General features: G+C 49.7%; 19 protein-coding genes. All 19 read right to left on the bottom strand.

From position 1 onward, the window contains the following. Window positions 1-44 precede the first annotated feature (44 nt). The 19 genes from AC50X8_RS16545 to AC50X8_RS16455 all read right to left on the bottom strand — a co-directional run bounded on the left by AC50X8_RS16545 (window position 45) and on the right by AC50X8_RS16455 (window position 26,520). Complete coding sequence (locus tag AC50X8_RS16545; RefSeq protein WP_494880437.1) at window positions 45-2,243, bottom strand: LamG-like jellyroll fold domain-containing protein; 2,199 nt, start codon at window positions 2,241-2,243, stop codon at window positions 45-47. A 53-nt stretch (window positions 2,244-2,296) separates the two neighbouring features. Continuing rightward, window positions 2,297-4,963: a LamG-like jellyroll fold domain-containing protein gene (locus AC50X8_RS16540; protein ID WP_494880435.1), complete on the bottom strand. Its 2,667-nt coding sequence runs from the start codon at window positions 4,961-4,963 to the stop codon at window positions 2,297-2,299. Window positions 4,964-4,990: 27 nt separating this feature from the next. Next, window positions 4,991-6,979, bottom strand: coding sequence for a glycoside hydrolase family 127 protein (locus tag AC50X8_RS16535; RefSeq protein ID WP_494880433.1), 1,989 nt, complete (start codon window positions 6,977-6,979; stop codon window positions 4,991-4,993). Next, a complete protein-coding gene (locus AC50X8_RS16530) occupies window positions 6,963-8,198 on the bottom strand; it encodes an NAD(P)/FAD-dependent oxidoreductase (RefSeq protein ID WP_056028343.1) in 1,236 nt (411 codons plus the stop codon). Before AC50X8_RS16530 ends, AC50X8_RS16535 begins: the two co-directional genes overlap by 17 nt. Continuing rightward, window positions 8,195-8,527, bottom strand: coding sequence for a (2Fe-2S)-binding protein (locus AC50X8_RS16525; protein WP_056028346.1), 333 nt, complete (start codon window positions 8,525-8,527; stop codon window positions 8,195-8,197). Before AC50X8_RS16525 ends, AC50X8_RS16530 begins: the two co-directional genes overlap by 4 nt. Next, window positions 8,527-8,799 (bottom strand): (2Fe-2S)-binding protein, encoded by a 273-nt coding sequence (locus AC50X8_RS16520; RefSeq protein ID WP_494880431.1) that lies wholly within the window; start codon window positions 8,797-8,799, stop codon window positions 8,527-8,529. Before AC50X8_RS16520 ends, AC50X8_RS16525 begins: the two co-directional genes overlap by 1 nt. A 305-nt stretch (window positions 8,800-9,104) precedes the next feature. Then, a complete protein-coding gene (locus AC50X8_RS16515; protein ID WP_494880429.1) occupies window positions 9,105-10,550 on the bottom strand; it encodes an aldehyde dehydrogenase family protein in 1,446 nt (481 codons plus the stop codon). Window positions 10,551-10,599: 49 nt separating this feature from the next. Then, on the bottom strand, window positions 10,600-11,487 hold the full coding sequence (locus AC50X8_RS16510) for a dihydrodipicolinate synthase family protein (RefSeq protein ID WP_494864535.1): 888 nt from the start codon (window positions 11,485-11,487) through the stop codon (window positions 10,600-10,602). 502 nt (window positions 11,488-11,989) lie between these two features. After that, a complete protein-coding gene (locus tag AC50X8_RS16505) occupies window positions 11,990-12,991 on the bottom strand; it encodes a proline racemase family protein (protein WP_494880427.1) in 1,002 nt (333 codons plus the stop codon). A gap of 46 nt (window positions 12,992-13,037) precedes the next feature. Next, on the bottom strand, window positions 13,038-14,039 hold the full coding sequence (locus tag AC50X8_RS16500) for a proline racemase family protein (RefSeq protein ID WP_494880425.1): 1,002 nt from the start codon (window positions 14,037-14,039) through the stop codon (window positions 13,038-13,040). Next, complete coding sequence (locus AC50X8_RS16495; protein ID WP_494880423.1) at window positions 14,036-15,232, bottom strand: NAD(P)/FAD-dependent oxidoreductase; 1,197 nt, start codon at window positions 15,230-15,232, stop codon at window positions 14,036-14,038. Before AC50X8_RS16495 ends, AC50X8_RS16500 begins: the two co-directional genes overlap by 4 nt. A gap of 23 nt (window positions 15,233-15,255) precedes the next feature. Then, on the bottom strand, window positions 15,256-16,326 hold the full coding sequence (locus AC50X8_RS16490; RefSeq protein WP_056028368.1) for a M24 family metallopeptidase: 1,071 nt from the start codon (window positions 16,324-16,326) through the stop codon (window positions 15,256-15,258). 58 nt (window positions 16,327-16,384) lie between these two features. Then, window positions 16,385-18,700 carry a beta-L-arabinofuranosidase domain-containing protein gene (locus AC50X8_RS16485; RefSeq protein ID WP_494880421.1) on the bottom strand — a complete coding sequence of 772 codons (2,316 nt, stop codon included), beginning with the start codon at window positions 18,698-18,700 and terminating at the stop codon, window positions 16,385-16,387. Between the two features lie 7 nt (window positions 18,701-18,707). Beyond that, window positions 18,708-19,538, bottom strand: coding sequence for a carbohydrate ABC transporter permease (locus AC50X8_RS16480; RefSeq protein WP_494880419.1), 831 nt, complete (start codon window positions 19,536-19,538; stop codon window positions 18,708-18,710). Window positions 19,539-19,543: 5 nt separating this feature from the next. Further along, the gene (locus tag AC50X8_RS16475; RefSeq protein WP_155972917.1) at window positions 19,544-20,347 is read right to left on the bottom strand and encodes a carbohydrate ABC transporter permease; all 804 of its coding nucleotides are present in this window, start codon (window positions 20,345-20,347) and stop codon (window positions 19,544-19,546) included. Between the two features lie 127 nt (window positions 20,348-20,474). After that, window positions 20,475-21,851, bottom strand: a complete 1,377-nt coding sequence (locus tag AC50X8_RS16470; protein ID WP_056028377.1) for an ABC transporter substrate-binding protein — start codon at window positions 21,849-21,851, stop codon at window positions 20,475-20,477. A 109-nt stretch (window positions 21,852-21,960) separates the two neighbouring features. Continuing rightward, the gene (locus AC50X8_RS16465) at window positions 21,961-23,709 is read right to left on the bottom strand and encodes a sensor histidine kinase (protein WP_494880417.1); all 1,749 of its coding nucleotides are present in this window, start codon (window positions 23,707-23,709) and stop codon (window positions 21,961-21,963) included. Between the two features lie 74 nt (window positions 23,710-23,783). After that, window positions 23,784-25,307, bottom strand: coding sequence for a response regulator (locus tag AC50X8_RS16460; RefSeq protein WP_081418550.1), 1,524 nt, complete (start codon window positions 25,305-25,307; stop codon window positions 23,784-23,786). Between the two features lie 319 nt (window positions 25,308-25,626). Then, complete coding sequence (locus AC50X8_RS16455) at window positions 25,627-26,520, bottom strand: carbohydrate ABC transporter permease (RefSeq protein ID WP_056028386.1); 894 nt, start codon at window positions 26,518-26,520, stop codon at window positions 25,627-25,629. Window positions 26,521-26,548: the final 28 nt, after the last annotated feature.

The raw sequence follows: 26,548 nt of genomic DNA, 5'->3' as shown, positions 1-26,548 counted from the left end.
CTTAAATAGGAGCGACAGCGAGAACAGGTGCGCCGGGTTTAACGCTAGCTGTTAAATAGTGTCGTCATTTCCGCAGCGCTGAGCGCTCGATTGTAAATACGGAAATCGTCGAGTCCCCCATTTAAATACGGGTCTCCCGTATATTGCGAACGTCCCAAATAGTTAAGCGTCGTGTTGCCAAGACTGGAAGGCTTAAGCGTCATATTCGCATTGGTGCCAACGAGGACGCCATCTACATACAGACTTGCCGTATTGCCCGAGAGGGTAACTCCGACATGCTTCCATACCCCTGTCGGGAATGCCGTCGTCGTTGAAATTCGCTGTTCCCCTCCGCTGCCGCTATTCGTAATGGCAAATCTTAAGCCTGCACCGCCCGGACTTGGCGTTAAGAACATGTTGGCCGTTGTTCCCGTGCCAAAATCAAAAATTCGCGTCCAATCGGATACCGAATTCAGCTTCACCCAAGTCGCAATCGTAAAATCATTCAAGCTGCTTACGATGCCAGCTGGCAAGCTGCCGTAGCCAGTGGTACCGTTAAAATTGACCGCGCCCGACGCATGCCCTGCGGCCCAAGTGATGCCGCCGCTAAGCGTGGCTGTTTTTCCATTGCCTGATGCATCAGCGGCCGAAGCTCCGCTTGTTTCATTGAATAAATATTGGGCCACGACATCGCTGACTGTCCCGCCTCCGCCTAAATTAATCGTAAACGATTTGGTGACAGGCGTGCTTTGCGCGTCATAATCCCTCAACTGAACGGTGAACGTATAGCTGCCTTGCGGCGCATTATTGTCAATCGTTCCAGTTAAAGTCCCTTTGAAGCGATCTAACGTCAGCCCTGGCGGCAGCGAACCGCTCGTTACATTCCAATCATAGAATGGCACACCGCCCTTGGCAGTAAGCTGCTGCGAATAAGCAGCGCCCTTCGTTCCGCTTGGCAGTGAGGTTGTTACGATGGACGGCGCTACGAACGGCGACAGGTTTTTATTCAGCTTCCAACCCGCATTTTCAGCGATCAACAGGCTCAGCTTCGTCATCATCCAGCGCTGGGAAGGAAACTTGTGGTTTCTGCCTCCGCTTTGGCCGCTGATTCGATCCCAATAAAGGGAATTGGCATCCGAAATATGATAGCTGGAATCTAGCGGAACCGCGTTCCCTTGATATGCGATGACTTCTGCATCATTGCTGCCGCCGGCGCTATGGTAATTCACCATGCCGTTCCAGCTGCTGTGGAAGGCAACCGCATGGCCAAATTCATGAGCGATTAAGCCTAATACATCGGTCTGGCAGTTTGAGGTACAAGCAGATCCCGGCATTTGAGCCAAATAATACTCTTCATCATTCAAAGAGGAGAACGGTGTAAACCCTGAGTAAAAGTCCAAAATCAGTCCATATGAGCGGTGAATCGGACCTTGAACCCCTGCCCGCTTGTGGAACTTGCCGTTATCTGCAGGATAGCCCGTAGAATATGGATCATTTAAGCCGCGCAGAAACACCCATACGCCGTTGTAGGCGGCATTGTTGGTAGCCGTAATGGGATTCAGCCAGTTGTCGCCCGGAATTGAAATATTTTCAGCTCCTGCAGCTACTGTGTCATAAGGCGTCTCATCAAAGAAATAAAACCAGTCCTTGATGCCCTGCTCCGTGGCAGCCTTCACCCCTGCATCGGCAAATATGTCCGTAATCGTATCAAAACGATAATCAAAGTTAATAGGCAGCGACGGTTCTGCATTATCATCCTGATCCAGCACCCGAATCGGAATCGTCTGCGTGCTCTGGGTATTATTGTTTTGGATGACCTGCATGCTCAGCGTATAATTTTCGATTTCATTCGGCCCGCCAATACGATCGGGGTGAATCTCTAATTCAAAGTCTAGCTGCTGGGATGCATTAGTAAAAGTTAACGTTTTGGCCGAGCCCGTTGCCGATAGCGTACTCGGCTTATTCATCATCAGCCGGGTCGTTCCCTGTGTACGCAGGTTAATCGTAACGGGGAAAACAGCGCTCGATGGCGGCTTAACCGTGAGCTTAACTGAAGGATTCGCAAGATACCCCTGCCAATCGACCAAGTCAATGCCGTTGTCATTAACGGTCCGCCCGAATATATCCACTACTTCCGCAAAATTGGCCGCCGCATACACCGGTTTTTGCGGAATCGTGCCTATTACGCCTAACAGCAAGGCCAAACAAACAACTGCTGACATCATTTTTTTAACGGATATGCGGTTCGTACCTCTTTTCAACATCGCCAAGCCTCCCTTTTATTTGTGGATTGCCTGCCTTCTGTGTATAATCCAGCCTAATCTGTTTCTGTCACGCGAATGACCTTCCACTGCTCAATGCCCGTTGAAGTTGTTGGCTTTGCTTTCATCGTTAGCCGAATTTTGGTCGTCGTCACCGGATCAAAGGCGGTCACATTATACTGGTCCGGCAAAACGCCATATGCAGACGGATTGGACACATGCGCCCAATTCGTCCCATCCCAATATTGGATGTAGAACGACTCCGGCAAATCAATGCCGTCATTATCATCAAACCAATACACTTCACTTGATGATAGGGTAAAAGGCTGGTCAAAATCATATTGCACCCATTGCTCGGTTCCGTGCGTGTCCCAGTTGCCATATACCGGATGGCCTCGGTCTGCGGAGCTCTCCGGTTCGTACTCGTCATTCAGCCCTACCAAGCTCTCCCATGGCGAGACGTAGGAAGTCGTAATGCTTCCTTCAATCGCCACATTAGGGTTTGCGGGCTCTGGCGGATCAACAACTGGAGGCACTGGCTCATCTGCTGCAAGACTGGCAATCTCAGCGGCAGACAAAGCGCGATTATAAAGCTTGATCTCATCCAAAATGCCATTCCAATACCGTTCATCGCTTTGAGACTTGCCAATGTAATGGTGCTCGCCCTTTAAAAGGGATTCGATCGCTCCCAGGGTCAAATTAGAGGTCCTCGCTACTTCCGTCCCATTTACATAAAGGACCGCCGTATTACCCGATGCTGTCACCGCCACATGCTGCCATTTTCCAGAGGTTATGCCGCCCCCTGAGATGATTGCTTCCTCCTTGCCCCCTTTTCTCGAAACCTTAAAGCTAAAGGCGCCTTGGGAATCTGTGGATAGTGCCATATACTTCGCATCCGATGTGCCAAAATCAAAAATCCGCGAGCTCGTGTCATAGACCGAATTCGTCACGCCAACTGAGCTTCGAGAATAGACGCTATCCGTCACATTCACCCATGAAGAGAACGAGAACGCTTTTGCTTTTTTTAGCATGTCACGTGGCAGATCAACATAATTGGAAGCCCCATTTAAGGCTATCCCACCCCCTCTCGCCCCATCTGTTCTGCTTGCATGCAAGGTCGAGACATCGTGCCCCGCTCCCGAATAATCTAGGGCGATCTCCCCGTCTGCTTCATCAAACAAATAGCTTCCTAAAAGCTCGCCTTGGCCCACATTTAATGTGAATGTCTTTTGAACGGGGGTTCCAAGCTCATCGTAATCGCGAAGCTGTACCGTAAACGAATAGCTTCCTTCTGCTTGCCCAGACACTTTTCCCGCGATTTTGCCGGTGAAGCGGTCCAAGGTCAGCCCTTGAGGCAGCGAGCCATCTACAATCGTCCAATCGTAAAAAGGAACGCCGCCCTCCGCCTGCAGCTGCAGCTCGTAATTTTTCCCCTGCTTCGCATTTGGAATCGGCATGTTTTTAATGGATGGGCTCAGGAATGGAGTCAGCTTATCGTTCAGCTTCCATCCTGCTTTTTCTGCAATCAGCAGCGTCAGCTTCGTCAGCATCCAGCGCTTATTGTGAAAAAGATGCGTCCGTCCGCCATTTTGACCGCTGATCCGGTCCCAATAAGGCTCCTCTCCCGGAATATGATAGGTGCCGTCGAGCGGAACGGGCCCGCCTTGATAGGCGACGATATTGTCTGCCGTGCCCCCGCTTCGCTTATAAGCAGCTACCCCTTTCCAGTTGCCGGAAAATACGAGCGCATGGCCAAACTCATGCATAATGAGGCCATACACATCGGTAGACGTATTGGACATTTCCGTGAGGTACCACTCCTCATCATCCATAGAGGTAAATGGCGTCGCCGTATCGTAAAAATCAAGAATCGTCATTAATGAACGATGAAGCTTATCCGGAATCGTAATGCCGCCGCGCTTATGATATTTTCCATTGTCCGTCGGAGCGCCTGTTGAATAAGGGCCACTCAGCCCTCTTAGAAAAATCCACATCCCGTTGAATGGCTCATCATTCGTTACTTCAATATGGCCGTCAAAGTTATCTTCGGGAAGCATGCTTACTTCGGAGTTTGCAGGAACGGTATCAAATGGCTCCATATCAAAAAAATAAAACCAATCCTTAATAGCCTGCTCGCCCGCCTCGCGGATAGCAGGATCACTAAAATAAGGCTGTATCGTATCGAATCGGTAATCGAATTTTAAAGGAAGCTCGGGCTCCTTCTCGTCATCCTGATCCCATACGCGAATAGGCGTCGTCTGCGAGCGAACGGCTCCTAGCGCATCGGTAATCGTCAGCTCAAGCGTATAATGCTCGATTTCGCCATTGCCGCCTATTCGATCCGGATGAATTTCCAGCAAAAACGGTTTGTGTTCGCCAGCAGTATCAAAGGCCAGCGTTTTTTGGGCACCTGTTGCGCTGAGTGTACTTGGCCGGTCCATCATCAAGCGTGAGGTGCCTTTAGCTTTAATGTCTATGGTGAGCGGATAAGCAGCATCGGCAGGCGGAATGACGTTCAACTTTACATAGGGGTTGGCAATATAGCCTTGCCAGTCAACTAGCTCCACACCGTAATGATTGACGGTTCTGCCAAAAATATCTTCAAGCTTCGCTTCGTCGCTCGTTGGTTCCGGCTGAACAGGCTTAGGCTTCGCAGCAGCGGGCATAGCAAAAAGCGAAACGAATAACATACAGCAAATGACGAAAGAAATCCCTTTTTTCATCAACAAGCCTCCCTCTACTTCCGCGTATTAGCTTTCCCGAATCCATACCGCCATTTCTCCTTCGCCACGATTCGCCCAAGCATAATAAGGGATAGCCCGAATGCTGCAGGCATTCTCCCCTCGCTTGCGGGATTCATATAGCCTTTGGCTGCTGCCCGGCTGTTCGCCCCGCACAGCCTGCCCTTCAATGACGACGATGCCGCCAAGCAGATCAGGCTTAAAATGCGCAGCAAGCGCCGCTTGCTCAGGCAGCGCAATATGCGATAAGGCCGCCCCGTTATCCGCTTCCTCCAAGCAATAAACGACAGGCCCCCGCTGCAAGGCCACCTTGCCTGCGTTCGCACGAACGAGAGGATGCGCATATAGGCGCTTAATGGCCATCGGAAATTTCAGCGCAATTTGATCTCCCTCCTGCCAGATACGGTTTATCGCAGCATAACCTTTGTGGAATTGCAGCGAGTCTGGCGATATCGCTTGACCATTTACATTCATTTCTGCTCCCTCGCACCAATCCGGGATGCGAACGGCGATCGTAAACGCTTCGTCACGCTCAGGCGTCACGTTAATGGCGACCGTCTCTTCCCATGGGAAATTAGCTTGCAGGGAAAGGCTTACGTTTTGCCCGGCAACCTTTAGCGTAGTCTCGCTGCCGATATATTGATGGACATAAACCGCATGCTCGTTTTGGGAATAAATATAAGAGCCGAGCGAGGCGATAAGACGGGCCAGATTGGGCGGGCAGCAAGCACAGCCGAACCATTTTTGCCGGGCGGTCTTTACATGCCGTTTATCTGGACGTTTGCAGGCGGCAGGCCACACCTCCAGCGGATTGACGTAGAAAAAGCTTTTGCCATCCAGCCCCATGCCGCTAATGGTTCCGTTATACAATGCACGCTCAATGACGTTTGCATATTTGCTGTCTGGATCAAGATGGAGCATGCTCTGTGCCCAGAAAACAAGGCCGATAGAAGCGCAAGTCTCGGTGTAAGCGGTATCGTTAGGCAAATCATAGTCGAATGAAAAAGCTTCCCCGTCGTGATTCGAGCCAATGCCTCCCGTTACATACATCTGCTTTTGCGTCACGTTTTCCCATAACCTCTTGCAGCTTTCAAGCAGCTCTGTATCATTCGTCGCGCCAGCCAAATCCGCCATGCCGGTATACATATATACCGCCCGCACGGCGTGCCCTGTCGCCACCAGCTGCTCCCGAACAGGCAGGTGGGCTTGATTGTATTCGTAATTGTTTTTATATAGCGAATAGTAGCCTTCACGCAGCAGCGCTTCCCGTCCCCGTTTCTCGGCCCGCTTCTCTGCTTCAAGCTTGAAATAATGAGGCTCCTGGCCGCGCTCGTCAATAAAAAACCGGCATAGCTTCAAATATCGCTCCTGCCCCGTTGCGCTATAAAGCTTCATTAAGGCAAGCTCTATTTCCTGATGTCCGGGATAGCCGCTCAGCTTGCCCTGCTCTTCGCCATACACCGAATCGATATGATCCGCCAGCTTGCAGGCGATATCCAGCAGCTTGCGCTTGCCCGTCGTCTCATAATAAGCAACAGCTGCTTCAATCAGATGGCCTGCGCAGTAGGTTTCATGATTATCGCGTTCATTCGTCCAGCGCTGGTCCTGATTTTGAATCGTAAAATAAGTATTAAGATAGCCGTCCGGCTGCTGGGCTTTCCCTAGCAAATCGATCGTTTCATCCGCAAGCTTTTCCAGCTCCGCATTTGGATCGGCTTGCAAGCTGTAAGCGACAGCCTCTAACCATTTGGTTACATCGCTATCTTGAAAAACATAACCGTAAAACGCTCCTTCCGCTTCGCCAGCCGCTATGCGGTAATTTTGCAGCGCATGGCTGGGAGAAGCGCCCTCAACCCGGTCATTAATAGCCTCCCATTGATAGGGAATGACCTCATCACGAACGAGGCTTCTATAATGGGACCAAAAGGGATCGTGAATTTTGACCGACTTATATGAAACCTTTCGCCATTTTTCTGTGTTTTCAGTTATTTTCAACATTGCCACAGCCTTTCGTCCACATTTTGTAGACTTGCTCTCTCGCCTTTGGAATGCCCGGATGAAATTGAATTAAAGCGGAAGCCCGCACTTGCTGAACCTTCTGCTTCGCCTCTGCTAGTTTGGTAGCGCTTTGCTCGCCAAGCAGCCCAACATCTCTGCAAATGGAAGTGGCTGCAAGCTGTCCCTGGGCCATCGCTACAAGCGCACTTTCGACACCGGTAATATTGCCGGCTACATACAGCCCTGCCATAGGCGTCTGCATCGCTTCGCTATGAAGCGGAATATGGCCGCCGAGCTCTTTCATATAAACAAATGGACAGCCGGCCACCGAAGCTAGCTCAGCTAATGGATATAATCCGCCCGCAAGAGCGACGAAATCAACCGCTTCCTCCCGCTCGCTTCCGGCAATCGTTTCACCGCATCCATTTACGTCGGCAAGCGTCACGGATTCCACCTGATCTTTGCCATTGATAGCTACAGCCGTTGTCCGCAGCTTTAAGGGAATATCCCACAGCTTGATCCCTCTTCGCGGAAAAAAATGGGATACTACCCCCGCCATTTTTAGCGAATGGGCAGCTCGGCCTCCCATTCTCATAAACGCGGACGGGGCTAAATGGGACAAGCTGAGCAGCTTTTCTACATTTTCTTTAGGCAAAGCGTCTGTTCCAGAAAGCGGGCTTTGCGAAGGCAGCACGATGGCTGCAATGGATACCCCGCTTATAGACAGCTCACGAGCGATTGCCATCGCTAGCACGTTAACCCCGATAATAAGGCCGCGACGTCCGGGTTTAACGAAATGTACGTTAGCCATAACCTGCGCCGCGCCAATGGACATGACGCCAGGCAGTGTCCACCCGGGAGACGGCTGCGGAATTTCGGCACCGCCCGTTGCCAGCAATACGTTAGCTGCCGTGATGGAACCGTCTGACGTTCTAATCACCCAATGCTGATCGTTTTTCCACATGCCGTGAACCGATACGCCGCAGCGGATATGAACACCTAATGCGCAGCACTGCTCGATGAGATGATGGGCAACCTGCTTCCCTACCCACCAGTGGCCCTTCTCTTCATGAAACTGGCCGAGCATGCGTCCGCCGGGTTCGGGAAATTCATCCAATATGGTGACGGCTAGGCCGTGTTCGGCAGCTACAACAGCTGCCGACAGGCCAGCTGGCCCAGCACCGACAATAATGAGATCAGGCTCTCTCTCCTTCGTCATAGCAGCTTCCTCCCTGTTATTTCGTTTGGAAGCTGCAGCCCTTCAGCTATACACATTCCTTCTTCAAGCGGAGTAAGACAGGAACGTACCATTCCTTTTCCTGCTACGCTCAGCCGGCATTCCATGCAATGGCCAATGGCACAATAAAGCCCGCGAGCATGCCCCGATTCCTCATGCCTGCGCAGCGTGCGAATATCTGCTGCGAGCAGTGCCGCCGCTATTGGCTCTCCCTTTAGCCCTGTCATTGGCTTCCCATTAAAGGAAAAGGCAACAGGTTCATGCGGCGTCTGCCAACGGCCGAGTAACGGATGGTTCTCAATCCTTTCCATTACACTTCATCCTTTGCTAGCTGGCCAAACGTTATAGGCCGAATAGGCGGACGGTACGATAATAATTCAGCGTCTCGAGGACCATCTGGATTTTTCACATGAATCCATGTTTCTACAAGGGCTCGGCAAACCCGTCCCTGGCAAGCGCCCATTGTAGCCCTTGTTTTCATCTTCAATTGACGTGAAGTGCAGCTTCCAGACGCATAAGCTTCTTCCAATTGCTCCATAGTCACTTCTTCACAGCGGCAAACGACTAAGGATGAATGCTTCATCACAAAAGCCCCCCAAGCGTAAACGGCTTTCGACGTCCTCTGGCGGCAAAGCACCGTTTCGCGATGAAATATAGAGAAAGGATGACACTAGGATATCCTTTCCTATATTTCAAGGTGAAGCGGCTGGCGCCTTCCTCTGGCGGCGCAGCTCGTTTCAGTCCGAGAAATAGAAGAACAAGTATGGCCAAACTTATACTTTCTTATATTTCAAGGTGAAACGGCTGCCGCCTTCCTCTGGCGGCGCGGCGCGTTTCAGTCCGAGAAATATAGAGAAAGGATGGAGAAATCTCATATCTATCTATATTTTAAAAATAACGGATAGCGCATGTTTTTAATTCGGTATAGAAATCCAAAGCCGCTTGCCCTTGCTCGCGCGAATGCGAGCTGGAAAGCTTCATTCCGCCGAATGGGGACTGATATTCCACACCCGCTGTTTCCTGATTCACGCGAACCATGCCCGCCTGCGCTTCGTCCAAAAACCGATGGGCGTAGGATAAATTTTGCGTAAACAGCGAAGCGCTCAGCCCAAAAATCGATTGATTGCATAAAGCGATAGCTTCTTCAAAATCGGATGCCTGAAGCAGCGCTGCAACTGGCCCAAAAACCTCTTCCTGAATGAGAGGATGCCCCGCATCCAAGCCTGCGGCCACGATCGGCTGAATGTAATATCCCTCGTTTTGCTCAGCTGCAGCTACAGCTGGACCTTGGGCAACAATCTCCGCCTGCTGCTGGGCCATATGGACATAAGACATGACCGTTTCATACTGGCTTGCAGAAGCAACGGGGCCTAAATATGCGGCAGGATCGAGAGCAGGTGCCAGCTTAATTTGCGATACTGCCGTGCTGAGCGCTTTCGTAAACGAAGCATAAATGCCTGATTCAACGATAATTCGGCTCGTTGCTGTACATTTCTGACCTGCCGAACGGAAGGCTCCGCTGACAATGAGCGGAATCGTCTTTTCAAGATCAGCATCGTTTAAAACAACAGCGGCATTTTTCCCGCCCATTTCGGTCTGATATTTAATATTTCGCTTGGCACAAAGCTGGGCAATATGAGTGCCCGTTGATGTGGAGCCGGTAAAGCTTACCGCATCGAGCGAAATTTGCTCTAGTAATACGTCTCCGATTTTGCTGCCCTTGCCAATAACGAGATTAATGACGCCTGCAGGAAGTCCTGCCTCTGCAAAAATCTCAATAAGCTTCGTTGCCGTTAAGGAGGCAAATTCCGCAGGCTTCCATATAACGGTGTTGCCGCAAATAAGCGCAGGCGCGATTTTCCAAATAGGTATGGCAACCGGGAAATTCCATGGGGTAATAATGCCCACGACGCCCAAAGGAACCTTTTTCGTATGCTGCAAAACGTTTGGCTCGCTCGAAGGTATGACAACCCCATTGGCTCGTACCCCTTCCGCCGCGTAATAACGGAGCAGATTTACTCCACGCATCACTTCGCCGCGCATTTCCATAATTGGTTTGCCCATTTCCAAGCTTGCGAGATTCGCTACCTCAGCCAGCTTGGCTTCCAGCGCGGCAGCAAGCTTATACACATGCTCTGCTCGAGCAGCACCTGTTAAACGAGACCAAACTTCAAACGCTTTACGCGCTGCCTGCTCCGCCTGTATAACATGCGACTGATCAGATAGATGAAGAATGCCAACCTCCTCTTTGATGTTCGATGGATTTTTAACGACAGATTCGCCTGCTGCTGGCGAAATCCACTCGCCTCCGATCCAATTTCGACTGCTCGTCATTTTGCAATCCCTCCTGTTCGGACTAGGCTACTTTAAACTCATCATTCCGTTAATTTGCTGGCTGATTAGGTCTAACCGCGTATTCAAAAGCTTCTCTAATGAGCTGGTAATCTGCTTCTGGCAAAGGCAGGCGCGGCGGACGTGTAGGACCGACCGGGAATCCCGCCAACTCCATCATATATTTAATCGATTGAACGAGCTGAGGGCTGGCATCCATATGGAACAAAGGCAGCAGACGGCGATAAAGCGCGCTTGCCTCTTGCATTTTCCCTTGTCTGGCAAGGTTAAACAACTCTACGCCTTCCTTCGGCAGCGCATTGGGCACACCGGAAATCCAGCCTGTTGCGCCAAACAGCGGGCCTTCCATCGCCAAATCATCTACGCCGATCATAACTTCAAGATTGGTTTGGGCCAAAATATCATGCACGCGGCGGATGTCGCCGGAAAACTCTTTTACCGCAACGACATGATCAAATTTGGAAAGCTTCGCAAGAAACTGCGGCGTCAAATCTACTTTATAATCATGAGGATTGTTGTACGCTACAATTGGAAGTCCTACCTCATTCAGCGCTTCGTAATGAGCGACAACTTCATGCTCAAGCGGCTTGTAATTAATAGGAGGCAGCGCCATAACCCCTGCCGCACCTGAATCTTTGGCATGCTGAACCCATGCGACCGCCTGCTTCGTAGAAGGCGCGGCCGAACCAACAACGACAGGCACCCGCCCTGCTGCGGCTTCGATGACCGTCTCCACTACCTGTGCTCGTTCCTCACTGCTCATCGTTGCATATTCGCCAAGAGATCCAGTAGGAACAAGCCCGCTTATGCCATTTGCGATAAGCCAATCGCAATGCTCCGTCAAACGCTTATAGTCGACTTCATAGGAAGCAGTGAAAGGGGTAACGATTGCCACATAAACACCTTCAAATTTTGCCATTTCAAAATTGCTCCTCCCGAATGTTAATCGTTTAGATTTTTGACCTTCTAAACCCTATATGCAAAAAGCAGCTTCATGCTGCTCGTTTCAGGTGGATGCTCCCTGCACGAAGACACAAAGATAGACTTCGTGGACACAGCTTGGAGGACACAGCAGCCGTTATTTCAATCGAATCACTGGTTTTGGCATAGTCTGCGGACTCAGGTGCCGCTAATGCGCTGCCCATCGTCATTTTCAGAGGATTATGAAGGCAATAGCGGATCTCCTGTCCGCTTAAGGCCTAAAATGGGATTAAAATCCAGAATAGCGGAACCTCAGTCCGCGAAAAAAAAGGAATTAACTTCCAAAACGGCGTACTCTGAGCCGCATTGCTCTCTGCAACTATGTTCTCAGCCACAATCGCATACTGTGGTTCCTTAAGCCTTGAATTGTCAGAAGAAATTGGCATCGAATAGGCACAAAGCAAGGAGCAGTAGCAAGGGCCCCCTTTTTCATACACGTTCTAGTACAGTACGAATCCATCAGCCAGCGGATCGCTAGAATCGAGTACAAAATTCATAAAGCCCAGCACATAAGCACTTCCTGTTAGCTGTGGAATGACGGCTTTTTGCCCGAACGCACATATTTCCTCCTCCACGCTGCCAACTGCACGCGTTCCAGCGCTGCCTTCATAAACAACCTGCTGCCCGCGCTTCAGCAGCCCCTTATGGTTCAGAACCGTCATATGGGCGCAGGCCCCCGCTCCTCCGGGAGAGCGATCAAGCTGTTCGCCAGCAAATATGGACCAGCTGCGATAGACCGGATTAACCGAATCGCCCTCAGCCTTTTCATAAAAAAACACGCCATGAATGCCAGTAATCCCTTCCTGCACCGGGTGCTTAACCTCCAGCTTCGCTTCAATGGCTTTGCGGATTAACCCTCCGCATGCTTGAAGCTCAGGGATTGACCGTCTATCGCCAAGTCCGGCAGCATCGACAACCGCATAAAACTCCCCGCTGAAAGCAATATCGACACGTAGTTCAATGTCTTGGATGGTCAATGCAAGAGACTCCGCATAGACGAAACTCGGAACATTGTGGAAGGATACCGTTCGTACTTCCTGCCCTTCGCAGCTAGCAATAGCTTTTACCTTTCCCGCTGGGCAGTCAATTAATATACCTTCGGCGGCAATAGCCGCATCCAGCTGCCCCGTCGCAATCCATGCCGTTACGACCGCGAAGATTCCATGTCCGCTTATAGCTGCATATCCTTCTTGATTCAAAAACAACAAGCCGAACTGGGCTTCCTCCGATACGGGAGCTGTAACGATGGCGCCTGTCATGCCGTAATGTCCTCGCGGTTCAGCCATAAGCAGTTTTCTTATGGAATCATGATGATGCTTGAAAACTACCGACTTGGCTTGCTGTGAGGCGCCCGCCATTTGCGGCAGGCCGCCTGTCAGGATGCGAAGAGGCTCCCCGCCGGAATGCGTATCAATCGCTGCATACCATTTGTTAATTTCCATATCCAAGCCTCCATCAAACCAGCGTTAGAGCAAATTCAGAGTAGAATTAAAGCAAGAAAAAACCGCTACCCAGCTCATCCTGATCGTGAAAAACAAACTGGTGAAAGCCTGTTACCCAGGCTGACCCTGATATTTGCGGGATGACGGCCGGCAAGCCGCCTACCGTTGTTTCCTCCAAAATTTTTGCCCGGAACACGGAGCCTACAATGCTTTCATGCACAAATTCCTGCTCCTTGGAGAGTTCGCCCTTGGCATGCAGCACGGCTACCTTCGCCGAGGTTCCCGTCCCGCATGGCGAACGGTCAATTCCTCCCGGAGGCACGACGACCGTATTGCGGCAATGGGCAGCAGGCGATACGGGATCGCTGTAAAACTCAATATGGGTCAGCCCGCGAATGACTGGAATCTCGGGATGAACCACTTCAATGCTCTCGTTAATCGCATCCCGAATTTTGATCGCCAAGCGGACGATTTCCGAAGCCCGATTAGGCACTAAGGGTAGCTGCAGCAGACGCGCATCAACCAAGCCGTAAAAATTGCCGCCATACGCAATATCAACGGAAATTTCTCCAACTCCTTCAACTTGGAGCCGGACATCCTTTTTGTACAAAAAAGAAGCAATATTCGTGAACGTCACTTCTTTGACTTTTCCCTGCGCGATGTCAAGCTGGGCTTCCACAAGCCCCGCTGGCGTATCCAGCCGAATGACGTTTTTGCTTTCAGGGTAGATCCCGCCCTCAATCAGCGCCGTGCAAAGGCCAATCGTATCATGCCCGCACATCGGCAAATAGCCGCCCGTCTCAATAAAAACGACGCCGATATCGGCTGTTTTATCACACGGTGGAGTCAAAATACAGCCGGACATCACTTCATGGCCCCGGGGCTCAAACATCAACGCTTTGCGAAAATGGTCAAAATGCTCGGACATATAAACCATCTTCTCGGTCATCGTGCTTCCGATCAGCTCCGGCGCTCCACTCGTAACGGTTCGGGTCGGATTGCCTCCCGTATGGGTATCGATGGTGGTCACCAGTTTGGAAAGCTTCATAGGACTACCTCCTGATTAACGTCGCCACGACGGAATCGGTCATAGCGCAGCGGCTGGGCCGGAATGCAGGTCTCGGCTTCGCTTAACATTTCACTGATGACCTTCCCCGTAACCGCGGCGAGGCTGATTCCATCCCCTTCATGACCGGCTGCTACATAAAAACCTGGTATTTCGTCGATTGGTGAAACGATAGGCAAATGATCGGCTGTCCATGGCCTTAGGCCAGCGTACGTTCGAAGCATCGGAATATGCTCCATGACCGGAAAGAAACGGATCGCTCTCTGCGCAATAAGCCGAATGACCTCCTGATCCACGCGGGTATCCATACCGGCAAATTGGCGGCTCGATCCGATTAAAAAGTTTTGGGAAGCGGTTGGTTCGAATACGAGGGCAATGCCATACGCTTCGAACTTGGGATCGACTTGCCGCTTCCCGCCAAACTTGCTAATCAAATAGCCGAATTCCATCACCTTCCGTTTCCCAATGTTGGCTGAGCGGGCAGCGACGAGGATATGGCCTTTACGCGGCTCAACCGGAATATCGATACCTACCATTTGTCCAATAAGCTTCGACCATACGCCAGCCGCATTAATGACGATTTTCGCTTTAATCGTGCCCGTCGCTGTCTCTACTCCCCGAATTCTCCGCTTCTCATCGAGCAAAATCGCTGTCACCGCCGTATGCGTTCGAAAACGGGCACCATGACGGCGAGCGGTTGCAGCCATGGAGTAGGTTAGCAATACGGGGTTAACCGTAGAATCCGTTGCACACTCTAAACCGCCTAATAAATCCTCGGCCATATAAGGCCATTCATCTCTGAGGTCCTTCTGATCGAGCATCCGAAAGGGGAGTCCTGCCTGCTTTTGCCGGGAAACCCAGCGCTCAGCAGCGATCATCTCTTCCTCCGTCTCGCAGACGAGAATGCTTCCGGGTGCCCGATACTCGAACTCCTCATCAAGCTCCTGCACCAGTTCAGCGACTAATTGCTGGGATTTCAAGGACATTTGGCTGTCGAAGCCGGGGTCTTTATCAATGGCTAAAATGTTGCCGTCGCATTTGGAGGAGGTTCCCCCCGCAATCTCCCCGCGCTCGACAACGAGAACGTCCATCCCTAATTTGGCCGTATAATAGGCGATGGCCATCCCAATGATGCCTCCGCCAATGATGACGACTTCCGCAGATTCAGCATGCATGGACGAGGCCACCTCCTTCTACATTACAAAACGATTAATTCCTTATTCGACTTCGTCAGCACTTCAATGCCTGTGTCTGTGATCAAAATATCATCCTCGATACGGACGCCTCCAAAATCAGGGATATAAATGCCAGGCTCGACTGTCAAAATCATCCCCGGCTGCAAAACATCATCCGACTTCTGGGAAAAGCCCATCCATTCATGGATTTCCAAGCCGAATGCATGACCGAGCCCATGGCCAAAATACTCCCCGTATCCGTAGCCAGCAATACAGTCCCGTCCCAGCGAATCGCCTTCTTTGCCCGTCATGCCTGGCCTTAGTCCATTTAAGGTGGTCTCGTTTGCTTCCAATACAATCTTATAAATTTCTTTATGCCGCTGCTCTGGCTTGCCGATAAACACCGTCCTTGTCAAGTCGGAGCAATAGCCTTCATAGCTCGCTCCAAAATCAAGGGTAACGAATTCGTTCGTTCCCAGCAGCTTGTCGCTCGCGAGCCCATGCGGCAATGCCGAACGCAAGCCGGAGGCTACAATCGTAGCGTAAGCCGAAGAGGTCGCCCCATTTTTACGCATAAAATATTCGAGCTCGGCAGATACGTCCTTCTCAGATAGGCCCGGCTTCATGAAGCCTAAAATATGCTCAAACGCCTTTTCCGTAATGTCGATCGCCTTGCGAATATGCCCTTGCTCGCGCTCATCTTTAATGCCGCGCAGCTTTTCAACGATATTTTGGGTCGGGACAAGCTCGAGTCCGTTAAAAGATTCCTCGTAGGCTTCATAGCCTGCCAATGTCACATGAGTTTTCTCAAACCCGAGCTTGCGGGCTCCCACCGCGTCCAGCTTTTCCCGAATAAGCTCAAATGGCTTGCCTGCATACTGGATAACCTCGTATTCAACCGCCTGCTGCGCCGCTTGACGCGTATAGCGAAAATCAGTGATTAGCAGTGCCTGATCCTTCGTAATCGCCACAAATCCCGCTGTACCCGTAAATCCGGTCAAATATCTGCGATTGTATGGACTTGCAATCAATATCCCGTCTAGCTGCTCGCGTTCCAGCTGTTCCCTAATCCTCTTGAGCCGCTGGGCTTCCATTTGCTTCACGCTCCCTCCAGTCCATTCTTTCATTCCGCGTCGCCTGTTCAACATGCTTTTAAATAGAGTCGCTTTGCACGCCCAACTGCTTATATTGCTCGCGATCCACAATTCTAAGGCCGAATACGCGGCGAATGCGTTTTCCTTCTTTGCCTTGGAATGTAACGGTTACCTTCTCGGCACCAGCAAGTGCTGCAGCCGGGAGCGGGAAGTTTACATTATAGAACTTATCCTCTTCCGTAAAACCTTCCTCCACCTCTGTCAGCAGCTCGCCATTCAAACAGACATCAAACTCGCAATTCGGCATCTCTTGTGCCGATGTATAAGTCACGACCAGCATCATTTCGCTTTCGGGCTTCACCTTCAAATCGAACGAGAACCACCCGCCTTGGCCCGCCATGCGGAATGCCCTGCAGTTCAACATGCCGACGCGAGTCGAGCTGTCGCCTTTAAAATCATGATCACGCTCCGGCTGCATTTCTCCTGGCTGCGCATAATCAATTGTGCATTGCTCCAGCCTTTGCATCTTTTCCATCACTTTTCTGTAATCCGCTTCCGCTATCGCCCAGCCATCCGGCGTGAACAAGTCCCAATAAACGGTATAGGAACGGTCAACCATTTGGTAAAATGGCGCAAGCTCCACATTGCGGGGGTAACCGACCAATTTGCTTTGGAAAGCCAAGCTTTTGCCAGGCACAGCTTCCAGCCATGTATCCAGCGGCTTCCCTTTTGCCAGCAAAACAGGCGCATAAAGATACTCGGAAGCATGGGGATCATCATGGCTCCCCAGATCACCCGCAAGCAGCACAGGTCCATAAAAAATCGCTGCGCGATCGGCATTGTCTGCCATAGCCTCCAGCCTTAGCGACATCGGAATAACAACCCGAATCAAATCCCCGTCGATCCATAAACGGTTGATCGCAATAAAGGAGCCAGGGGATTGGTCAACCGCTATCGGTTCACCATTAATTTCAATGGAAACCCCTTGCTCCGCCCAGCCCGGATAGCGAATGTTGAGACTGAACTGCACAGGCTTCGCGCACGATAGCTTGAGCCCTATCACATCGTCCAACGGATATTCCGTCTCCTGCAGCAGCGTTACGCCCTTTTCCGTCCACGCCAGCTCGGAATGGATAAACTGGTTCACAAACAGTTGGTCTTCCCCTTTAAAATAAATCGCGCTGCCATAGCTGGCCTGGCTTTCCATTCCTGTGCCGATGCAGCAGGTGAAATCGTCGAATTTGTCATCAAAAATTTTATGCCCGCCCATTGCCAGCGACAAAAAATACGTCATGCCGCCAGACTCCGGATGCTGGGACGCGAGTATATGATTAAACAGCGCCCGTTCATAATAGTCGGCTTCCGCAGCTGATGCTTTCCACTCAAACAGATGCTTCGTCAGCTTCAGCATATTGTAGGTGTTGCACGTTTCCGTCGTTTGCGGCCCCAGCCTGTCATTAAACGAATCCGCATCGCCAAAATATTCGCCAAAGCTATTACCGCCATTCGCATAGGAATGGTGATGAACGACGCTGTTCCAGAAAAACTCAGCCGTATCCCGGCGCTTCTCGTCGCTAGTCCATTCATATTCCTTCGCTAGGCCAATCAGCTTCGGAATTTGGGTATTCGCATGCTTTCCGGGCAGGCAGTCCACATGCTCAGCAAGCGGATCAAGGACAAGCTTATGCCAAAATTTCTCGGCTAACGTTAAATATTTGTATTCATTCGTATCGGCATATAGATCAGCTAAAACCTCGTTCATGCCGCCATACTCGCAGATCATCATTTCTTCCATTTGCTCTGTAGACAGCGGGGCGAGAATGCCTTCAACCCAGTCGGCAAGCTTCCTTTCCACAACGAGCGCTTTCTCATTGCCGGTTAGCCGGTAAGCATCCCTCAGTCCCGCAAACAACTTATGCAGCGTGTACAAGGGCGCCCAGGCCCCATTCAAGTCAAATCCCTTGGATTGAATATTTCCGGAAGCCACTTCATGGAAAACTTCCTTGCCGCGCGGAATGCCAGAAACATAACCATCCCCATGCTTATTTTGGCAAAGCTCAAGCTCATCCGTTATATAATCGACTCTTTCCTTGAATTCCGCCTCTGCCAAAGAGCTATACATCATCGAGCACGCGGATAAATAATGCCCTAACGTATGTCCCGACAAGCTCTCTGCTTCCCAGCCCCCATATTGCGGCGCTCGCGGCTCAAGTCCTGCATATTCTCTAAATCTAGCCAGCAGTCTGTCTGGCTCAAGCTCCAGAAGATAACGGCGATTCGTTTCCATCGCATGCTTAAATGGCCCCTCCAGCAGCTTAACCTCGCCTAATGCGAAAGCTTGAGCCGCTTGTTTAATTCTCATGCTTGCTTTCATTTGGTTATCACCCTTTCATACCGGTTAACGTAATGCCTTCAATAAAATAACGCTGCCCTATAAAAAACACGATGATGACAGGCATAATGACAAAGGTGGAAGCAGCCATTAGCAAATGCCACTGCGCACTGTGCAGCGACTGAAACATTTGGAGGCCAAGCGCCATCGTAAATTTGCTTTCCTCGTTCAAATAAACGAGCGGCCCCATAAAATCATTCCAGGAATTCATAAACGAAAACAGTCCAATGACGATTAAAGCCGGCTTAGACAAAGGGATAATGATGCGGTAAAAAATAGTCCAGGGGCCCGCTCCATCGACATACGCCGCTTCATCCAAATCTTTTGGAATGCTCGAATAAAACTGTCTGAGCAGAAAAATATCAAACGCTGAGCCAAACCAGACCGGCATAATAAGCGGAAAATACGTATTAATGAGATCTACCAATCGCCAGCCAATAAAGGTAGGAATCAAGGTGACTGCACTAGGCAGCATCATGCTGGCTAACAGCAAGGAGAAAAAAATATTTCTCCCCGGCCAGCTCAGTCTGGCATAGCTATACGCGCCTAGAGAGCTGCTGATCAGCGCTCCTGCCAAGCAGCTAACCGTAATGGTCAGCGTATTTCGGAAAAAGCGGAAGAAATCGATCGATGTCAGCGCCTCCACATAGTTATGAAATTGAAACGGGGCAGGAATCCATTTGGGCGGCATTTCAAAAATTTGCAACGACGTCATGAGCGAGCTGCGTATGAGCCAGAACAGCGGAAGCAGGCAGAAAGCGGCTCCTAGGAGCAGGAAAAAATAGACGATTATTTGCGAAATTCGGCGGCTTCTCAGCATATGGGCTACACCTCGCTTTCATAAAATACCCATGATTTCGAAGTCCGGAAAAAAATCGCCGTCACGATAAGAATGATGATAAAGAGAATCCAGGCAATCGCCGAAGCATGCCCCATTTCCCCAAATAAAAAGGCCTCCCGATAAATGTAATAGTTATAGAACAAGCTCGCATTGTTTGGTCCGCCTTGTGTCATAATGAGCGCTTCGGTGAACACCTGAAAGGCGCCAATCGACCCCATAATCAAATTAAAGAAAATAATCGGCGTCATCATCGGTATCGTAATGTGCAGAAATTTGCGCATGGCGCCTGCACCATCGACGATAGCCGCCTCGTACAGCGATCTCGGCACACCTTGCAAGCCCGCCAGAAAAATGATGATCGTGCTCCCCATTCCCCAAAGGCTCATAAGAACAATAGAAGGAACGACCGTCTCCTCTGAATAAAGCCAGTTTAAAGTTGGGAGATTGAGCGCTTCCAGAAAGCTGTTGAATAGTCCTAAATCAGGACTGAACAACCAAATCCAAATCATTGAAGAAGCGACAGCAGGCACAATCACGGGCAAATAAAAGATCGTTCGAAAAATCGACTTGCCGCGAATAAACTCCATATTAAGCAAAAAGGCGACGATAAATGAAAACATAAGCCCGAGAGGAACTCTTAAAATCACGTACTTAAAAGTAACCGCTAAAGAGTTGTAAAAATATTGATCCGTGCCATCAAAAAGCCTCGTATAATTGTCGAACCCGATAAATTTCGGCGTATTCACAATGCGATAATCCGTGAAGCTTAGCAATAAGCTTGATAGCATCGGCAAAATGGTGAAAGTGAGCAGGCCCAAAATGCTGGGCAAGGCAAACAGGATGCCAGCAAGCGCAATACGGCGTTTACGAGTGATAAAAAAAACCTCCTCTCCGGGCGAATGGCTATCCCCCTGGCTACCTTCCGTAATAGCCCTGAATCAGCGGCTCCACTTTAGGTTCAACCCCTTTTAACGCTTGCTCGGCCGTTTCTTTGCCCGTCCATACCAAATCAAGGGCAGGCGTGACGAGCGCATTGATTTTAGCTAGATTTTTCACCTCAAAGCCTGGCGTCCGTATGCCATTCTCCAGCGTTTGCTTCATAAAGGATTCCGTATAGCCCTCTGGATGCGCCTTGTTTCCTGAAGCCCATTTGCTGATCAGCTCTGGATCGGTATACCACGCTTTTTTGAGCGGCATCCACAATCCGCCTGCGATCAGCGGCAGCACCGATTCCGGATCAGCCATATATTTATAAAGCAGCCATGCTTCCTCAGGATGTTTGGTTGAGCTGAATATGACCGTCGGTGCGCCATCCAGCAGCGTATTGCTATCTTTTAATTTGGGAAGAACGCCTACGCCTAGATTAAAGTCCTGTTCGGCGAATGCTTGCAGAGCCCAGTTTCCAGATACGGTCATGGCGACTTTTTTCGTCTGCAGCGCCATATCGGGAAGGCTTTTCGTTTGAAGCGGGGTAGGTGAAACATGGTGTACATACATCAGGTCAGCAAGCTTTTGAATTGCTTCGATCGCTTCCGGCTCCACTAGTCCAAAGCCCTTGCCATCTTCCGTTAAGAAGTTGCCGCCATTGGACACAACCGCTGCCATCATGTTGTAAGGATCATATTGAAAGCCGTACTGTTTGATTTTATTTGGATTAAAGGCAGGGTCCAGCGCATTTTTCCCCGTGTCATCCAGCGTTAATTTTTTTGAATATTCGATAAACGTATCCCAATCCCATGCCTTGCCTGCTTCTGTCGGAGGCAGCTCCACACCCGCGTCCAACAGCATATCCTTGTTGTACATGAGTCCGTAGCCTTCGACTGCCGTGCTCATTCCAATCGTCTTGCCAGGCGCGTAATCGTACCAAATTTGATCTAAATAATCTTCCTTCTTAAAATCGGGATCGCTTTCAATGAGCGGGGTGAGATTAAGCAGCTTTCCATCCTCTGCCCAGGTGAGCGCCGCGCCAGAAGACAAATAACCGAGATCGGGTGCCACATTTCCGGCTACCATCGTCGTCAGCTTCGTCAAATAATCCGATGGCACATGCATAGGCTCGACGATGATGCCCGTTTCTTGCTCAAAACGCTTAAGCGCCTCCGTAACCGTCTTCTTCTCGATCGTATCGCCCCAAAAGGAAAATTTAAGCGTAACCTGCTCGCCGTCTTTCGGTGGTTTTACGCCGGATTGATTTTCAGGAGACCCTTCATCGCTGGAGCAGGCTGTCAGTATGACTGTCATGGTGAAAACTGCCGACAAAGCTAATGCGGTTAAACGTTTAGCTTTCTTCATTGGCTCGCCCTCCATCATATTTACATATGGTTTATAGTTTTATTGTAAATAAGAGCCGCTATAAAAAGAATTCGAACATTTTTGTATTGGTGGAGGATCTTCGCTTTTTCTATATAGGCAAATGAATTTTCACCACCGTGCCCTGTTGGGGCTGGGAATGAATGGTAACGCCATATGAATCTCCGTAGATAAGCTTTATTCGTTTGTCGACATTTTGAATGCCGATCGAGCTGCTTTCCGTTTCGGTCAAAGACGCAATTTGGCTCTCTGGAATGCCGATGCCGTTATCTTCGACCGTGAAGCAGCGCTGCTTGTCCTCCAGCCAGCCGCGAATGTGAATAAGCCCGCCGCGATGAATATGGGCAAAGCCATGCACGATCGCATTTTCAACAAAGGGCTGTAAAAAAAGCTTAGGCACCGTGTATGTATAAAGCTCGGGAGCAATGTCATAGGTAACGGCAAATTTCCCTTCAAAGCGTTGATCCGTGATAAAAATATAATGCTTGAGCCAATTTAAATCATCATTGAAATCGCCTATGTCCTGGCTATTTGCAGATGTGTATTGCAGCATCGCAGATAAGCTGACGATCATGCTGCTTAATTCCTTCTGATTATTTTCCAAAGCGGTCCAATTCATAATGTTTAAGGTGTTATACAAAAAATGAGGGTTAAGCTGTATATTCAGCGACATAATTTGCGTTTCTTTCTCCCTTAGCTTGACGATGTAATTTTCTTCGATTAATCGATTGATTTTCACATTCATTTGATTGTATTTGTGAATGAGATAACCCATCTCGTTATAGGACTCGACGGGGATTCTAGTATCAAATTCGCCCTCGCCTGTCTTTTTTATCGCTTTCAGCAGTTGATGTATAGGCTTCGTTATGGAGCTCGCGAATATATAAGCCAGCAGAAGGGATACGATAAGCAGAAATACAGCCAAGTAGAGCGTATAGGATTTAATTTCCGGCAAAAAAGAGGCCATTAGCTTCCCCGGGGAAATCGTAATGCCCGATATCCAGCCCGTTACTTTAGACGTATCAAAGCAAACGATCAGCGGCTTTCCATCCTGCATAACGGTTATCGTGCCGCTTTTCATCGCTGCGATCTCATCGAGCCATGCGGGCTTGCCGAGGCGGGCTTCCTTAAACATATCCGTGCCAGATATGAGCTCGCCTTCAGCACTCATAATAAAATAAGAAGCGCCATCAGCAGGAAGTGCTCCCGACAAATGTGCGCCGTACATCTCAGGATTATAGGTCACGACCAGCACTGGCAGCTCAGCCTTCCCTTGCAGCTCGATCACTTCGCTATTATTAATCTGAAACAACTTGAGCAGGCGTACACCCGACAATAGATGGGCATATTCTGGCGGCCTCACTTGGCTCGTTTTCCGGTCAAACATCCGATCGAATGAAAACGTCGGCACCCATGCCATCCCCCCGTTTCCTGCCCATGCCCTTTGATATAAAGCGGTCTTATTAAAATCCTGATACGGAATAAAAGTAGACGTGCCGATATTCGCATAGCTCGTCATCAAATGAATCGAGTAGATTTGATTTAAATCGAGGAAATATTTGCTGATGACTTGATTCACTTTTTTCTCCATCGTAATCATGCTGTATTCGTCCTTTGGGTCCGCATGCAAGTATTGCTCATACAGCACCTGATCGGCGAACATGGCCAGACTGCTTTCTTCCACCCGCGAAAGCTCTTCATCAATGATTTCATTGTTCTGCTTCACGATCGAATAAAGGTTTTGCCGGGCAAAATCCGAAACAAATTCCCTGCTGGAATAAAAATATTTTGAGCTCAATATGACGAGCGGCAGCGTGACGATGAGCGCATAGGTGAGCAAAAGCTTAGACCGAAAGCTAAAATACTTTTGAAAGCGATGTAAAAAATAAGGCGTACGCAGCTAAACCCCCTCCTTTAACGAGAAGCAGATAAATGACGATATTCCTCTGGACTGCTGCCATATTCCTTGCGGAACAGCCGGATGAAATATTTTACATCCTTGTATCCGACGTTTTCGGCAATTTGGTACACCTTTTGCGAGGTTTGCAACAATTGTCCGGCGGCAGCCTTCATTCTCGTTTGCATAATATATTGGTTAATGGTCGTATGGGTATGCGTTTTGAATAACAAACAAAAGTAAGAAGCATTAAAATGAAATTTCGCAGCGATCGTACTGAGGGACAATTCTTCGTCATAGTGGTTTTCAATATAGGCTTTGCAGGCAACAATGATAGCTTCGCTGCGATAAGAGGTTCGATTATCCAAACAATCGGCCAACTCGAAAATCCATGCCTGAGCCGCATTTTTTAATTGCTCGACGGTATGGCATTGCAGCAGCGCTTCCTCCAATGCCGTGCTATTGAAAGAAAGCAGCCCTTTTTCCATTAAGCAGGAGGTTAAATGATGGATAGCAGCAGCGATGGCATATACTAGCTTTTCAGGCTGGGGGAAGCTGCTTGCGGTCGCTTGATTAATGATGGAATCCAAATACGAACGAATGCCGGGCTTATCGCCCGATACAACAGCGTCTGTCAAAAAACGCACCTCTAGCTTCAGCAGCGCCCGATGACTGCTGTCATTCATTTGCTCGGCTTCGAGCAGAACGCCTCCGCCCTTGTAAAATCGCGTTTGTAAGGCGAGATTAGCTTGTTTAAAAGATTCCCTGGCTTCATGCTCCCAACTGGTGAAGCTGCTCCCCAAGCCAAACGTTAATTCGGCTGCATGCTGGGCAGAGAAATGGCGGATGAGCATTCGCAGCCTGCCTTCCCATTCGGGGGTGACGATTGGTGCGTTTTCCCCGCTAATGATCATGGTGTGAAGCACCTTATCAGACTGGTAGAAAGCGAATGAAAATCCTTGCGCCTTCAAGGCTGCTTCCAGCTTCGCTTTGAGCTCACTCAGCATCCATTTGCGATCGCCAGTCCCGATTTTCGAATTCAGCACTGCGGCCATAACCATACCCTGCTTAACAGCGGGAAAGGCTCTTTCAAGCCGCTGATAATCGTCCTTATCCGGCAATCCTTCAAACAATTCGGCAAGGGAAGCCTCCACGGAGGCGAGGCGTATAGTGTGCATTTTATTTTCGGTTTTCGCGAGCAGCTGGACGATTTTTTGTTCTTCAACCGGCTTCAGCAAATAATCGCTAGCTCCTAATTGCAGAGCACGCTGCGCGTATTCGAAGTCCGAATAAGCGCTCATTATAATAATGCATTCGCTTCCCCCGCGTTCGATGAGATGCTCCATAAATTCGAGGCCATCCATAATCGGCATCTGAATATCTGTGAACACCAAATCAATGGGATGCACGCTCATGCTTTGCAGCGCCTCCGCCCCATCCATCGCATCATAAATGGTATATTCCGGCCTTAAATGTTTAAGCATTCGGGATAACCCTCTTCTGTGCTTTGGTTCATCATCCACTACTAAAACGTTCAACATCTTCCATCCCCCTTCATTTCAATAGCTTTTCTATAGCAATATCAACGGGATGTTTCTAGCTGTTTTCGTTTACACGTCCTATTCTATATACAATCTTAATAATTACAATAAAGATTCAGAAGCAATACTTTCATTTTTTCAACCAATTGCGTTTATAAGCGTTCCTTTGCCCGGTTATGCAAACAGCGAACAGCGGCAAGGCTGCGCACCTTATCCCACTCGGAGGGATGAAGATGCGGCTGCTTTGCCGCTGTTTTAGCTGATTGACTTGATTTACCTGGTGGATTGAACGCATACGTAGCTGCCTACCTGCCTGTCCTTATCCTTTAACCGAACCGAGCATAACGCCCTTGGCAAAATGCTTTTGCAAAAACGGATACACGAGCAAAATCGGAATCGTAGCAAATACGATGACCGCCATCCGAATCGTTTGCGGCTGAATCGCCGTCTCATCGAATCCGGTATCGCCGATCCGGCTTTGCGCCAAAATAACGATTTCCCGCAGCAGCACCTGTACCGGCCATTTATCGCTGTCATTAATATAAATGATGGCGCTGAAAAACTGGTTCCAATGCGATACCGCATAAAACATGCCAAAGGTCGCAATGGCAGGCATCGATAGTGGGATAACAATTCGGAACAGCACGCCGACATCCGTACAGCCGTCGATTCGCGCAGAATCCTCCAGCCCATCGGGAATTTGCTGAAAAAAGTTTTTCAGCACAATCAGATTAAACGCGCTTATGGCATTCGGGATCATCAGCGACCACAGCGTATTCGTCAGCCCCATGCCGCTTACGACAAAATAAGTCGGAATGAGCCCGCCGCTGAACAGCATCGTAAACAGCACCGCCATTAAAATCGGCTGCCGCCCGCGCAGCGTCTGCTTTGCAAGCGGATAGGCCATCAGGCAGGTCAACAGCAGATTGATGGCCGTGCCGAGCGTTGTCACATAAATCGAGACGAGCAGGCTGCGCATCAGCGTATCGGTCGAGAAAATATATTGATAAGCCGACAGCGAGAACGACTTCGGGAAAAGAATAAAGCCCCCTTTTGCCGCCTCCTCTGGACTCGTAAAAGATACAGCCAAAATATAAATGAACGGCAGTACCGTCACCAAAGCAATAATCGTCAGCACGATGAAATTGGCGCCGTCAAACAATTTGTTGCCCAGCGTATTGTCAACGCGAACATAAGACTGATCCTGGCTCATTGTCCTCTCCTCCTGCTCTCATAATGGC

It is taken from the genome of Paenibacillus sp. JT22N15, assembly GCF_059383755.1.
Note: the sequence above shows the minus strand (reverse complement) of the source record. Positions and strands in the feature narration are given on the sequence as shown.

Bases quoted from the DNA above. Each gene is read 5' to 3' on its own strand.
- AC50X8_RS16545 (WP_494880437.1), bottom strand. From the start codon at position 2,243: ATGTTGAAAAGAGGTACGAACCGCATATCCGTTAAAAAAATGATGTCA.
- AC50X8_RS16540 (WP_494880435.1), bottom strand. From the start codon at position 4,963: ATGAAAAAAGGGATTTCTTTCGTCATTTGCTGTATGTTATTCGTTTCG.
- AC50X8_RS16535 (WP_494880433.1), bottom strand. From the start codon at position 6,979: ATGTTGAAAATAACTGAAAACACAGAAAAATGGCGAAAGGTTTCATAT.
- AC50X8_RS16530 (WP_056028343.1), bottom strand. From the start codon at position 8,198: ATGACGAAGGAGAGAGAGCCTGATCTCATTATTGTCGGTGCTGGGCCA.
- AC50X8_RS16525 (WP_056028346.1), bottom strand. From the start codon at position 8,527: ATGGAAAGGATTGAGAACCATCCGTTACTCGGCCGTTGGCAGACGCCG.
- AC50X8_RS16520 (WP_494880431.1), bottom strand. From the start codon at position 8,799: ATGAAGCATTCATCCTTAGTCGTTTGCCGCTGTGAAGAAGTGACTATG.
- AC50X8_RS16515 (WP_494880429.1), bottom strand. From the start codon at position 10,550: ATGACGAGCAGTCGAAATTGGATCGGAGGCGAGTGGATTTCGCCAGCA.
- AC50X8_RS16510 (WP_494864535.1), bottom strand. From the start codon at position 11,487: ATGGCAAAATTTGAAGGTGTTTATGTGGCAATCGTTACCCCTTTCACT.
- AC50X8_RS16505 (WP_494880427.1), bottom strand. From the start codon at position 12,991: ATGGAAATTAACAAATGGTATGCAGCGATTGATACGCATTCCGGCGGG.
- AC50X8_RS16500 (WP_494880425.1), bottom strand. From the start codon at position 14,039: ATGAAGCTTTCCAAACTGGTGACCACCATCGATACCCATACGGGAGGC.
- AC50X8_RS16495 (WP_494880423.1), bottom strand. From the start codon at position 15,232: ATGCATGCTGAATCTGCGGAAGTCGTCATCATTGGCGGAGGCATCATT.
- AC50X8_RS16490 (WP_056028368.1), bottom strand. From the start codon at position 16,326: ATGGAAGCCCAGCGGCTCAAGAGGATTAGGGAACAGCTGGAACGCGAG.
- AC50X8_RS16485 (WP_494880421.1), bottom strand. From the start codon at position 18,700: ATGAAAGCAAGCATGAGAATTAAACAAGCGGCTCAAGCTTTCGCATTA.
- AC50X8_RS16480 (WP_494880419.1), bottom strand. From the start codon at position 19,538: ATGCTGAGAAGCCGCCGAATTTCGCAAATAATCGTCTATTTTTTCCTG.
- AC50X8_RS16475 (WP_155972917.1), bottom strand. From the start codon at position 20,347: ATGCTATCAAGCTTATTGCTAAGCTTCACGGATTATCGCATTGTGAAT.
- AC50X8_RS16470 (WP_056028377.1), bottom strand. From the start codon at position 21,851: ATGAAGAAAGCTAAACGTTTAACCGCATTAGCTTTGTCGGCAGTTTTC.
- AC50X8_RS16460 (WP_081418550.1), bottom strand. From the start codon at position 25,307: ATGTTGAACGTTTTAGTAGTGGATGATGAACCAAAGCACAGAAGAGGG.
- AC50X8_RS16455 (WP_056028386.1), bottom strand. From the start codon at position 26,520: ATGAGCCAGGATCAGTCTTATGTTCGCGTTGACAATACGCTGGGCAAC.